The organism is Ensifer meliloti, from assembly GCF_030064585.1.
Lineage (GTDB): Bacteria > Pseudomonadota > Alphaproteobacteria > Rhizobiales > Rhizobiaceae > Sinorhizobium > Sinorhizobium meliloti.
The window spans coordinates 254,239-267,807 of sequence record NZ_CP120365.1 but is presented as its reverse complement, the minus strand read 5'-3'; the positions used below and the strand labels follow the sequence as shown (position 1 = coordinate 267,807).

7 protein-coding genes and 1 pseudogene are annotated in these 13,569 nt (G+C 62.0%); all 8 read right to left on the bottom strand.

Annotated features, from left to right (window positions below):
- Positions 1-342 precede the first annotated feature (342 nt).
- On the bottom strand, positions 343-1,632 hold the full coding sequence (locus tag PZL22_RS08370) for an OmpP1/FadL family transporter (RefSeq protein WP_010969273.1): 1,290 nt from the start codon (positions 1,630-1,632) through the stop codon (positions 343-345).
- A gap of 470 nt (positions 1,633-2,102) precedes the next feature.
- Entirely contained in the window at positions 2,103-4,946 is a 2,844-nt protein-coding gene (locus tag PZL22_RS08365; RefSeq protein ID WP_003534538.1) for a valine--tRNA ligase, read from the bottom strand.
- 251 nt (positions 4,947-5,197) lie between these two features.
- A complete protein-coding gene (locus tag PZL22_RS08360) occupies positions 5,198-5,953 on the bottom strand; it encodes a PopZ family protein (RefSeq protein ID WP_003534535.1) in 756 nt (251 codons plus the stop codon).
- Between the two features lie 225 nt (positions 5,954-6,178).
- Positions 6,179-7,549, bottom strand: coding sequence for an outer membrane channel protein TolC (tolC, locus tag PZL22_RS08355; protein ID WP_013844327.1), 1,371 nt, complete (start codon positions 7,547-7,549; stop codon positions 6,179-6,181).
- Positions 7,550-7,825: 276 nt separating this feature from the next.
- Complete coding sequence (locus PZL22_RS08350; protein ID WP_003534532.1) at positions 7,826-8,485, bottom strand: protein-L-isoaspartate O-methyltransferase family protein; 660 nt, start codon at positions 8,483-8,485, stop codon at positions 7,826-7,828.
- An 882-nt stretch (positions 8,486-9,367) separates the two neighbouring features.
- The gene (exbD, locus tag PZL22_RS08345; RefSeq protein ID WP_003534530.1) at positions 9,368-9,793 is read right to left on the bottom strand and encodes a TonB system transport protein ExbD; all 426 of its coding nucleotides are present in this window, start codon (positions 9,791-9,793) and stop codon (positions 9,368-9,370) included.
- Positions 9,794-9,799: 6 nt separating this feature from the next.
- The gene (gene exbB, locus PZL22_RS08340; protein ID WP_013844326.1) at positions 9,800-10,786 is read right to left on the bottom strand and encodes a tonB-system energizer ExbB; all 987 of its coding nucleotides are present in this window, start codon (positions 10,784-10,786) and stop codon (positions 9,800-9,802) included.
- A gap of 221 nt (positions 10,787-11,007) precedes the next feature.
- Positions 11,008-13,448 (bottom strand): annotated as a pseudogene (locus PZL22_RS08335) (ComEC/Rec2 family competence protein).
- Positions 13,449-13,569: the final 121 nt, after the last annotated feature.

Sequence of the window (13,569 nt, the reverse complement as noted above, 5' to 3'; positions counted from 1 at the left end):
GCCACGCCGACCCCATCACCGTCGCGAAGATGCTGTACGCACTGGCTCCTGCGCCCACCGGTGCTCCGGCTGCGTGCCTGAGGCCAATTGCTACGGAATATCATGACGGCACACAAACTCACTTCACCTCAACGCGGGCATGGAACTCGACTAGCCTTCGTCCCTATATCGCTGCTCTCATTTTGTGGCGGGAAATGGACATAATCGATCCGGCCCGGATAGTAGCAAACCGTAGCAGGAAATGTGTTGCTGAATCGTCACATTCACAACCGCTTATAAGCGTGGTTACCAGACACAAAAAAGGCCCGGGGAGACCGGGCCTTTGGAGTAATTGCGGAGAGGTCAGAACCTGACCTTCAGAGAAGTTGAGATCGCCCCGACGAAGTCATTGCCGAAGTCGTAGGAGACGTCACCGCCAATCGTTTGTCCTTCGAAATCAACCGGACCGGAACTGCCGCTGGTCAGGATTCCGACGACACCGGCGAGACGGATTTCCACATTTTCGGTCGGCGTATAGGAAACACCTGTGCCGAGCGTCCAGGTATCGGTCTGCGCGCCGTATCCCTGGCTTGTTCCACGATCCCAGGTGAGGCTGACTGCACCGCTCCACTGATCGTTGAACTTGTGGCCGATGCCGCCGGTAACCGTCCAACCGTCCCGGTAAAGGAGGTCGAGGCTGGTGCACGGCGTAGTAGGCGATATCGTCGCAGGGCAGAATGTTACAACCTGCAGCTGACTCCAATCGGTCCATTTGATGGAGCCGAACGCCAACCAGCCGGGGGCGATGCCCGATTGAACCTTGAGTTCAAGCGAATCCGGCATCGAGGCCGAACCCTGAACGTCATATTTGGTGCCGGTGATCACCCGAGGACCAACCGGAAAAGGGTTCGGAAACGCAAGCTGACGCAGATCGATGAAGCCCGAAAGATCATCCAGATCCACAGCACTGTTATAAACTAAGCTCGCCCGCATCGCATATTCGGGAATTTCGTACGCGACGCCGGTGCGCCAGCCCCATCCGCTATCTTCCAGCTCGAGACGACCGACGCCGGAAAAGGTTGAAAACGGAAACGGCGCGAAGGTGTAATCCTGCACGAGCCGTTCTTTAAAGCCGCCCACTTCCTGATAGAACCCACCGCCAATAACACGGAAATAGCCGGGTCCCATTTGCCACTTATAGGAACAGGTGGCCGCATAGTTGTCGCTCTCCACCTTCGTCTCGATGTTGTTGTTGGCACCGGCCCAGTTTTTGCCGGGGTTGGTGTGGGCGCCCCAAGGCTGCGAGTAGTCCGCCATACAGTCAATACTGTCACCCAAGGCAGCCTTAATGCCGATGCGGGGCGCCCAATAGCTCTCGGTGTCGTCCGCGGTGCTTGGACGATAATTCAGGTTTCCGCCACCGAATGTCCCGCCGAGTATGTCCGTATCGGCGGTATCCGTATCCTCTACATTCTTCAGCTTACGCTGCGGATTGACATAGGTCGCCGTCGCTTCTGCCGCATAGTCCGACGGGTCGAACAAGAGATCGATATTATAGCCGCTGCGTTCAAGCCCTCCCGCCTGCGCAGCCGAGGCCACGAGCATTCCGGCAACCGCAGCCAGAATACCCTGCTTCAATCCAATTCGAGCCATCAAGCTCCTCCCCTGCATTCCAAATCATGCGACCACCCAGCTCGATGCCGCGCTTGAGGGAAGTATCCTCACGATTGCGTGAAATGGCAAACTGCAAACCCCGGGAAAGGCCCGGCGGGCACGGTCACCGGATTTACGTAAGAATTCCCATTTCTCGCCACAATTCGAACTCCAGTAGAATTTCATTCCTTTAAGGCCAGGATTTTGATCACCCGGAGGAACTAATTTCTATTTAAGGCGGCGTGTGTGACGCTTGAACAACAACATGGCTTTTTACGCCAAATCCTTGCGGAGCACTATTGAAACGCAGGCACGTAAAACCTAGACGTGCATTGTCGGCCGCCCCCACCTCCCATTACCTCGCGCAGTGACCAAGCATCCGATTCGCGGCACGGGCGAGAAATTAGAAAATCCGCGGCATTGCTGCCGCGGATTCCATTTCTCCTCGAACCTGCCTGGGAGACGAAGCTTCAGCCCGCTTCCGAAACGCGGGACAAAGCAACGCCGAGCGATTCTCTTTGCAGGTCGAGTTCGACCAGCCGCTCGCGCTCGGCCTCGACCAGTTCAGGCTTGGCATTGGCGACGAATTTTTCGTTGGCGAGCTTGCCGAGGATCCGCTCCCGCTCGACGTCGACCTTTGCAATGGCCTTTTCCAGGCGCAACTTTTCGGCCGCGAGATCGATGAGACTGCCGAGCGGAAGGCAAGCCGTCGCTTCGCCGACCACGATCTGAGCGCTGCCGCGGGGCGCCACTGACGCGTGCTCGATGTTCTCCACCCTCGCCAGCCGCTTGATCGCGGAGGCGTGCCTGTCGAGCCGCTCGCCCGTCAGCGCCTTCGCCCCGACGATGACCAGTGGTGCCATCGCCGCCGGAGGGACGTTCATTTCGGCGCGAACCGAACGAATGCCGGAGACGAGGTCGATCAGCCAGTTGATTTCGTCCGCGGCCGCGTCATCCGCATAGAAGGCGGCAGGCCATTCGGCATGACAAAGGAGCGTCGTACGCTCTCGCCCGGGACCGGTCGTCATTTCCCAAAGCTCTTCCGTCATGAAGGGCATGAACGGATGCAGCAGCTTATAGATCTCATCCAGGACATAGGCCGTGCAGGCCTGGGACTCGCGCTTGGCCGCCTCGTCGTCGCCGTTGAAGACAGGCTTCAGGAGTTCGAGATACCAGTCGCAGAACTGGTTCCAGACAAAGCGGTAAAGGGCTCCCGCCGCTTCGTTGAAGCGGTAATCCTCGATCGCCTCGCTCACGTCACGAATGGTGCGCGACAGTTCCGTCAGGATCCAGCGGTTGATCGTCAGCGACGCGGCCTCGGGGATGAAGCCTTCGCTGCTTATTGCCCCGTTCATCTCGGCAAAGCGGGTCGCATTCCACAGCTTGGTTCCGAAGTTGCGGTAGCCTGCTATCCGGGCCGGGTCGAGCTTCACGTCGCGCCCCTGAGCCGCCATGATCGCCAGCGTGAAGCGCAATGCGTCGGCGCCGTATTCGTCTATCAGCTCCAGCGGATCGATGACGTTGCCCTTGGACTTCGACATCTTCTGCCCGTTCTTGTCACGGACGAGCGCATGGACATAAACCGTATGGAACGGCTCGACTGGCGTGCCGTCCGCATCCTTCATGAAATGAAGGCCCATCATCATCATCCGGGCGACCCAGAAGAAAATGATGTCGAAACCGGTTACCAGCACATCGGTCTGATAGTATTTGTCGAGCTCGGGCGTCTCCTTCGGCCAACCGAGCGTCGAGAAGGGCCAGAGCGCCGAGGAGAACCAGGTGTCGAGGACGTCCTCGTCGCGTGTCAGGATCTCACCCGGCTTGAAGTTTTCGAGCAGGTCTTCGACATAGGCCTTCATCGGTCCTTCATGGGCGATGTAGTGCTGGATCGCCGCATGCAGCGCTTCCTCCTCGTTTCGCTCAACGAAGATCTGCCCGTCGGGACCGTACCAGGCGGGAATCTGATGGCCCCACCAGAGCTGGCGGGAAATGCACCAGGGCTGAATGTTCTCCATCCATTCGAAATAGGTCTTTTCCCAGTTCTTCGGGACGAAGTTCGTCCTGCCTTCCTTGACGGCCGCAATCGCCGGCTTCGCCAAAGTCTTGGCGTCGACATACCATTGCTCGGTCAGGCGCGGCTCGATCGGCACGCCGCCGCGGTCGCCATGGGGCACCATGTGCTTGTGGGGCTCGATATGATCGACGAGGCCGGCCTCTTCGAGCATCTCGACGATCAGCTTGCGGGCTTCGAAGCGATCCTTGCCTTCCAGCCGGTCCCAGGCGCCATGGAGCGCCGCCGGATGGTCGAGACCTTCGAGGAAATCCTCATTGTTCTTGATCGTTATCCGGCCGTCTGCCGTGAGAACGTTGACCTGCCTCAGTCCTTGGCGCTTGCCGACGTCGAAATCGTTGAAGTCATGGGCAGGCGTCATCTTTACCGCGCCGGTGCCGGTCGTCGGGTCCGGATACTCGTCGGCGACGATCGGGATGCGGCGCCCGACGATCGGCAGGATGACATGCTTGCCGACGATGCCTTTGTAGCGGACGTCATCGGGGTGCACGGCAACGCCGGTGTCGCCGAGCATGGTTTCCGGACGCGTGGTCGCTACGACGAGATAGTCGCGCGTCTCCCATTCCGTCGCATTGCCGTCCTCATCGAAGGCGACAGGATGCTGATAGGTCACGCCCTCTTCGAGCGGGTAGCGCAGATGCCAGAGATGGCCGTTGACCTCGACCGGCTCGACCTCGATGTCGGAAATCGCGGTCTGCAGCTTCGGGTCCCAGTTGACCAGACGGGTGTCGCGATAGATGAGGCCTTCCTTGTAAAGGCTGACGAAGACCTCGATGACCGCCTCGGACAGACCCTCGTCCATCGTGAAGCGCTCGCGCGACCAGTCGCAGGAGGCGCCGAGCCGCTTCAATTGATTGAAGATCAGGCCCCCGGACTCGGCCTTCCACTCCCAGACCCTCTCTATGAAGGCCTCGCGGCCCATATCCCGGCGGCTCGGAAGCTGACGTTCCATGAGCTGGCGCTCGACGACCATCTGGGTCGCGATACCCGCATGATCCATACCCGGCTGCCAGAGCACATCCTTGCCGCGCATGCGCTCGAAGCGGACCATGATGTCCTGCAGCGTGTTGTTCAGCGCATGACCCATGTGCAGCGAACCCGTCACGTTCGGCGGCGGGATCACGATCGTGAAGGTCTCCGCGTCCGGCTTCGCGTTGACACCGGCGCGGAAGGCATCCGCTTCGTCCCAGGCCTTGGCGATCTTCGGTTCTACCGCTGCGGAATCGTAGGTTTTATCAAGCATTCTTTGGCCGATTTCTGGAGATTGATGTCAGCGTTTGTAAACCGGAAGGCCCGGGGCAAGTCAACCTGAACGGGGAAAAAGCCGCAGCCATCGTGCACGCGGCTTCCATCTTAGAGCACTTCCAGGAAAAGTGTGTAACGGTTTTCCGCCCGGAAGTGCGCAGGTCAAAATCGCTTTCGGGAAAAGTGCGCAGCGATTTTCCCGGGATTGCCACGACGGCAGAAGCAATTCCTGCCTATCTGCCGTTTACGTCAGCGCCGGGGCCCGCGCGCAACGCGCTCGATCTCTTCGCGCACCAGTCTTTCGACCAATGTCGGCAAGTTGTCGTCCAGCCATTCCTGCAACATCGGACGCAGCATCGCCTCGGCGATCTCGTCGAACGAACGCCGGGGTCCGTTCTCGACGGCATGTGCCAACTCGTCGAAGGCGCGCGCGACCTGACGGCTGACAGCCGGGGAAACGATCGTTCCAGGCGTGCTTTCCGGCGCCGTCGCCTCGTCCGAGGCCGTCGCATGCGCGGCCGCCGACACATCCCCGGCCACGGGAGCCGACTCGGCGTTCGCGGCCGCACTCGCCGGAATGGCCGACGAGGGGAAAGCAGCGATGCGGGACATCATCGCCGGGCTATCCGCTGGCGACCGCGCCTCCTCGGCTCCTGCTTGATCCCTCGGAACCGGATGCACCGCCTGCCGCTCCGAAGCTGCCCTCACCCTTGCCGCGACATCGGCAAGCGAAAGCGGCGCAGACGGCGATACCGGCGCGTTGGTACGGGTGTCGACTGCGGATGGTGACGTCCTGACCGGGGAAAACTGGTCCTCGACGGATCCGAACGCATCCGCTTCGATCTCCGAATCTATCGACAGTTCGATATCGTCGCCGGCGTCGTCCTCGAACGTCTGCCGCGCGGAGGTTCCGGCCGGACCAGGCTCGTTACTCTCTATGATCTTGCGAATGGATGCCAGAATCTCATCCATCGAAGGTTCACGTGCGACGTTGAGCTGCGCCATTTCAATCCCCGTTTGCTGCGGACGAACACGGAAAAAAGCCCTCCGTGTGCCGATTCGAACAAACCTTAAGTGAGTTCGCCGACGAAACAAACGCCGCGAATCAGCTCGGTAAATTCTTGCACAGATTTGTTTTTTTCGGCAGGGGCAATGGCACTTGCGCTCTAACACAAAACGCCGCGGCCCTCAGGGCACGCGGCGTTCTGTGTCGAATTGGCTGAGGGCCGCTTAGCGCCCGTCGACGGTGCGCAGGCCGAACCACTTGTCCTTGACGGCCTCGTAATGTTCCTCGGCCCGATACTCGGCCACCTGCAGGCCCTGGCTCCTGACGGTCAGGTGGCCCATTGCGGCGAGCAAGGCGTAGCTTGCAACCACGGCGTCGCGCTGCGCTCCGGCCAACGACTCCTGCGCGTCCAGAACGTCCTGCTGCGAAATGAGAACGTCGAGGGTGGTGCGCTGACCGACCTTGCGTTCCTCCACAACGCCTTCGAGCGCCAGATTGGCGGCGGCGATCTGCGACCGGCTGGCCTTGATTCTGGCGAGTGCGGATTCGAGCTGCGCGTGGGCCGAGACGACCGTCTGCTGCACCGAGGCCCGCGCCGAGTCGACGAGGATTCGCTGCTGCCCCAGGATTTCCTTCGCCTGGCGAATCTGTCCGTATTCGGCACCGCCCTGATAGATCGGAACTTCCAGCCGAGCCGTGACGCTCGCGGTGGTATCGTCGAGGCCTTGACCGGCATTACCGGTGTTGCGGGTCACGGCGCCCTGGAGAACGACGCCCGGCAGCATCGTGCCTTCCGCCGATTTCACCTGGTAACCGGCCGAATCGACGGCATATTGCGCCGCCAGGATTTGCGGGTTCTCCCGCAGCCCCGTCGCAACGGCCTGATCGAGGGACCTCGGCATGGCCTTCGTGGCCGGTCCGGGCTGTCTGATGCCGGTCGGCGCTGCGCCGACGATCTGCACATAGACCGCTTCGCTCTGCTTCAGCTGCGCGATTGCAGCGACGAGCAGCGACTGTGCGTTGGCGAGTTCGGCTTCCGCCTGGCTCACATCCGTCCGCGTGCCTTCGCCCACTTCGAGGCGGGCCTGTGCGGCGCTCAACTGTTCCCGAAGGAAGGCGAGGTTCTGCCGGCGAATGGAAACGACCTGCTGATCGCGGGCTATGTTCGCATAGGATTGCGCGGCCGAAAGAAGGATCTGAATCTCATTGGCCTTCAGCGTCTCGCGGCTCGAAAACACGTCCGCTTGGGCCGCCCTGACATTGTTCAATGTCTGAAATCCATCGAAGATCGTCTGCGTGATGGAGATGCCGACCTGTCCTGCGTGAAGGTCCTGCGCACGGCTCTTTTCCTGGTCCAGCCGCGTTAGCGTTCCAGTCGCCGACGCGGAAATCTGCGGCCGGTAGCCGGCCTTCGCAATCGGCACCCCTTCGTCGGTCGCGCGCAGGCCGGCGCGAGCGGCGTTGAGATCCGGGTTGTTCGCATAGGCCTTGGCCATCGCCCCGAAAATCGTCTCCGCGAGAACGGCGTGGGGCGCGAGCAGCACACTGGTCGAGACAGCCGCCCACAAGGCTGCTTTGCGGACAATCGACACCATCTTCCCTCCGATCAATCGGGGCAGCGTCGCCACCCCGCATTTTTCAGCAGACCGTTTGGCGGCCTGCACAAACACTGCAGTGAAGCCCAGCGCCACCCATGGCGGGCAAATCACCGCTTCCAGGCTCTTTTGAACTCCGGATTCGGTTCTACGACAACTGCGCACCGACCCTCTACACGGCCATTTCAAAAAGAAACAAATAATACGTTGCCGATTGGCAACATTGCAGTTTTAGCTTCAGCACTCATATGTTGAGCTACCTCAATAAGAGGCACATCAAAAAACAAAAGAACGGTCGCGGCGGAAGCCGGGAAGCGGCTTCACGGCGGTGTTGAAGTCAGCTCGCTCGGACGTCATGCCCGATTCGCGCACGTAAAGTTTCGCACGAGATGCGTTACCAAAACCTTCCACGGCCACGAGCCGGCCGCCGTCGCGAAGCTGCTCGAACAGCTCGGCAGGGAGCATCTCGACGGCACCGTCGATGAAGATGACGTCATAGGGCGCTTCCGCCGCATATCCCTTGGTCAGATCGCCGCTCACCACGGCGACGTTGTCGTAACCGAGGCGTGCCAGCGTTGCCGTGGCCGTGGCGGCCAGGGCTTCGTCGCTCTCCAGCGCCACGACGGAACCGGCGAGAAGCGAAAGCAGAGCCGAGGCGTAACCTGTCCCGCAGCCGATCTCGAGGACCAGATCCGATTTGGAGATCTCCGCGAGCTGGAGGAGCTTTGCCAACGGCGACGGCTCCATCAGGTAACGCGGCTGGGAACCGCCGACGAGCTCGATATCGGTGTCGATATAGGCCAGCTCCCGCATCTTGGCAGGCACGAACTCCTCACGCGGGACCGACAGGAAAGCAGACAGGACTGAATGGGAGGTCACATCCGTGGTCCGGATCTGATTGTCCACCATCTTGATGCGGGCTGCTTCGAAGTTCATGATATTGCCTCGTGTCGGAATGGGCGCGGCGCCGGAAAGACCGTGCGATCTTGCGTCCGGCGGCGGCCAGCCTGTTGCCTGAAGCGCAACGCACCGATCGTATGCATGCGACGCGCCCTAGGTTGTTGTCTCTGTGCATGTCGTTGGCCCAAAACCGCTCCGCGCTTTCGGACGCATGCATAAAGCTCATAGATCGCCGCACGGCCGGTTTCAAGCGACTGCGCATCTGTGCACGCAAAAAGGCACCGCCAGCCCACATCGGGACTGACGGTCGGGACATGAGGAACCTGACGAGACGCGGGATGCGGTGGGGGGAACCGCACACAACCCACTTTTCCTCATCCCGCTCTAAGGCCTGTTGAGATTCATAGGCGAAGGTCAAGCCACTTGTCGTCTCCCCGCATGCGGGCTACGGCATACACATATCTCTTGCGCGCCGGTGCGGCGGATACTGCTCATGAAAGGGATCCCTCGGGAACCCAACCGCCTCAACGCCGCTCGGTCGGGATTGCCCCTCAACCGGCTGCCGCCACCTTCTCCCCGCAGGCGGGGAGAAGGGATATGCCGCGCCCACTCGCTCCCTCGGGCGGACAGTGAATGCGGGGTTCAGTCGGCGCCGCTTGTCCCTTCTCCCCGCCTGCGGGGAGAAGGTGCCGGCAGGCGGATGAGGGGCGGGGGACCGCTAATGCCAATGTCAGCGCATACGGGTTTGATCCCGAGGACCCTTCCGCAAGCCTCGCCACTGATGGAAATACAGATGCCGCCGCTCCGGAGTGCCGTGGCATCGTTTTGGACATGCGAAGGTCTAGCCGTTTATCGTGCTCGTCACAGGGATGAGGAGAGCAAACAAGCCGCTGCGGTTTGCCCGAATCTCAACAGGCCTTAGCGGGCAGGCGCGGCCTCAAGGCCGACGAGTGCGATCTTGCCGTAGCCGGCATTCTGAATGAGGTTCATGACCGTCATCAGTTCGCCGTAGTCGACCAGCCGATCGGCGCGCAGGAGCACGCGCGTTTCCGTGTTGCCGCCGGTTATCCGGTTGAGTTCGGCAACGAAAGCTTCGCGAGGCGCCTCTTCATTGCCGATGGCAAGCGTGAGGTCGGCCTTCAACGTCACGAAGATCGGCTTGTCGTCGCGCGGCGTCGGCTTTGCCACGGATTGCGGCAGATCGACCTTCATGTCGACCGTCGCGAGCGGCGCAGCCACCATGAAGATGATGAGCAGCACGAGCATGACGTCGATGAAGGGGGTGACGTTGATCTCGCTGTTCTCGTCGAGATCGCCGCTGCTCTCGGAAATTCTTCCAGCCATTTTCGCTTATCCGATTCTGGCGATCGAGTCGGGGGCGTGGGCGAAGCCGTCTTGGCGGCGCGGCGGCGCTCTGCGGGCGTGGCGATGATCGAGATCGCGGCTTACCAGTCTTTCGACGGCTGCCGCCGCATCTGCCAGGATGAGCTTGTAGCCCCCGACGGACCGGGCAAAATAGTTATAGATCACCACCGCCGGTATTGCCGCGACGAGGCCGATCGCAGTCGCCAGCAGCGCCTCGGCGATGCCCGGCGCGACGATGGCGAGGTTGGTCGTCTGCGCCTTGCTGATGCCGATGAAGGAATTCATGATTCCCCAGACGGTGCCGAAGAGGCCGACGAATGGACCGACGGACCCGATCGACGCCAGGATTCCCGTACCGGCGCTCATCCTCTTGCCGGCGCGAACCTCGATACGCGTGAGCAGAGAAGAGACGCGTTCCTTGACACCCACTGCCGGCGCAAGGTCCAGAACGGCTTCCGAGCGTGTCATTTCGTCGATCGCTGCGGCGACCATCTCCCCAGCCACACCGGCGCGGCGCTCGAGCTTTGGCTGCACCTCGGCGAGACCATTCGCGGAAACGAGCGCAGCCACGGCGCGCTTGAGGCGCGACTTGGCATAAATGAGTTCCAGCGTCTTCACGAGGAAGATCGCCCAGGTGGCGACGGAGGCGAGCGCCAGAGCGACCATCACCGCCTTTACGACGATATCGGCAGCGAGGAACATGCCGACCGGCGAAAGATCATGCGGAAGCACGGGGTTGACTTCCGTCGCGTCGCCCGCCGTTGCGTCGCCCGCTGCTGCCTCGAGCGGCGCCGGTTGCGCGCCCGGGTCATCGGCGCCGGGAACATCTGTCGCCGGCGGCTGCGCATCGACCGAAACGGACGAGGGCTGTTGTACGGTCTGCGCGAGGCCGTTCGCGACCGGACCGGCAAGGAAAACAGCCAGCGTTGCCGCCAGCAACACGTTCAATTTCGGCCGGATCCGATCAGACATCTCGTTCCTCTTTTCCCGCATTCGCCCGAGCGTCACGGGCCTGCAATCGATTTCAACCAACCAGGTGGGCGCGGGATGCAAACCGCAGCCGCTTGCGCCTCCCTTGTCGGTGAAGCGCCTTCGCAACGCTCTTTACGACAAACAATGGCGGGATGACAAGATTGTGGAGTACAATAATCAAGAATATGCGGCAGATGGGGCGATGAGGAATGCGCGGGCGGTCAGGGCGGTGAACCTTGCGGCATAAAACTGCCCGTCCGCCAGTCGTAGCGGCGATGACGCTGCCAGGGCGCTCAGTGGAGGAGAACGACGAGACGACGCGCATGCGAGGCGCCGCGCCCGGTTGTTCCTGCTCGGCATGGATCTCGACCGCCCCCGTCCGGCGCAGCGTCTCGGTGCTTATGACCAGCGATCCGCCGGGCGGGCAGCCTGCAGACGGGCGGCGGCTGGCGACGACGACCAGATCGACGCGACCGCACAGGAAGGAGAGCGATTCGGCCTTTTCGATAACAGCCACTGTCCATCCCTCGCGGCTGCGCCCGGCGCATCCTGTTCCCTTTCTGCAGGCGAAGACGCCGGCTCGAGCCGAGGTCAGGAAAGCTGATGTCCCGGCGGCGGTGTCCGGTTCCGCTGCAAGGTCGACCGGCGCCTTATGTGCTGTGATCGCAAGCGCGCGCTGCCATTGCGAGAAGATGAACTCCGGCGGACGGCTCCGATTGGTCGCGATTGCATCCGCGGCGACCAGACCGACCAGTTGAGCATCCTCCGATATGGCGATCGATGGGCGCTCCTTCCGCGGCTCGAGCACGATCGCGGATGCACCCAGAGCGATCAGCCCCGCACCGACGAGCGCCAGCCGCGTTCTCAGCACGCAGAGCAGGATGCCGCCGAAGGCAATAAGGAAGAACTGCACGTCGCCCATGCGACCGGTCGTCCACTCGCCGTCGAGGGATGCGACATATCTCGCGACCGCCAGCATCCAGTCCAGCCCCTGCCCCATGACCACGAGGGGGTAATATTCGAGCCCGAAGGGCATAAGTAGCATCGCGAACAGCGCGAACGGCATGATGAGCACGCTGATCAGAGGCGTCGTGAGAACGTTTGCGGCCAGCCCGTAACCGGGGAGCCGGTTGAAATGGGCAGCCGCGTAAACCGCCGTCGCCAACCCGCCGATGACGGAGGTGGCGACAGTACCGATGGCGAGGCCGGACACGACCCCCGCGCCCCCCCGGTTCCTCGGGGTTTCGCGATCCTTTCTCCTGTGGTCGCGCCAGCGGGAATAGCCCGCAACGAGGGCCAGCGTCGCCGCAAAGGACATTTGGAACCCTGGTCCGGCTGCCGCCGATGGCGTCCAGGCGAGGATGACGAGTGCGGCAAGCGCCACGTTGCGCAGGCTGATCGAAACGCGGTCGAAGAACAATGCGACGAGCATGATCGAGATCATGATCCAGGATCTGAGCGCCGAGACCGCGCCGCCGGAAATCAGGATATAGAAGAAGACCATGAGAAGAGCGCCGACGGCGGCGATCTTCTTGACGGAATATCTTTCGGCCAAGCCGGGAACGAAGCTCAGCAGGGTCCGGGCGCCGATGAGAAACGTGCCCGCCGCCAGCACCATGTTAAGGCCCGAGATCGCCAGGACGTGCGACAGGCCGGCGGCGCGCAGCATCTCGACGGCCTCGCGGCTGATCGCGCGCTCCTCGCCGGTCACCAGCGCCGCAGCGATTGCACCGGTATCGCCGCCGATCGCTGTCCGGATACGGTTGCCGATCGCCTCGCGGACCAGTGCCAGATATGCGGCCGCCTTCGCCGGCAGCGAGGCCTGGGACCGATCCGTGACAGCGCCGGCATCCACCGGCGCTCGCGGCGCGCCATAGAAATACCCGACCGCGCCTACGCCTTTGAAGTAGGCGCCGAACGCGAAGTCATTGAGACCCGGCAGAGCCGGCCCGGAGGGCGGCGACAAACGCGCCTTGCCTTCGATCGTCGCCCCGACCGGAAACGCCTCGTGACGGCTCCGCGCCAGGAGCGTCGCCCTTTCCGGAGCCCTGCGAAGACGCGGGCCGGAGGTTTCCTGGATGCGAACGAGATAGCGCCAGCGCCCCCTGTCGTCCGGATCCCGCGACAGCACGGTTCCGCGAACGGTCGTCGTAACGGGAGTATCGAGAATGACCGTGTCGCGCCTTGCTGTTTCGGCCGCGGCGAGCAGCATGCCGGCCGTAAAGAGAGCAGGCGCGATCAACAGCGGCCGCCAGTTTCGCAGGTCTCCCCGGCAAAGCACCGCAGATATGCCGAAAACGCAAAGCAGCGCTGCAAGTTTGGCAGTTCCGACGGTTTCGGGCAGCGCGAGCCATGCAAGCGAGCCGAGCGCAAGCACGACCGGGATCAGGACGAAGCCGTGGCCGTATTCCTGCTCTTCTGCAACTGCAGCGCCTATCCGGAGGGAAACCGCCGTGGCCGCCGAGCGTATCCGATGGCGAATGTGTGTCGCATGCCGGCCGGCAGGCGCCCGGCGGCCGGAGCCGATGACGGGCAAATCGCCAGTGAGAACCTGCGTCGCCTCGCTCTCGGGCCACGCGCTGCGTTCCCCATCGCGCACGACCGCTTGTGCCCCGCGTTCCGCTCCGCCCGCGCCTGTTTTCGCGATCCTGCAGCCAACCATGCAATCTTGCAACTCGAAGGCTGATGCTCAAAAAAGAGGCAGACTAGATAGAATGGTACCGCATTATCAGCTTAGCGATCATTGATCTCTTCGAACGAATTGCCGTAACATGCGTTTGTTG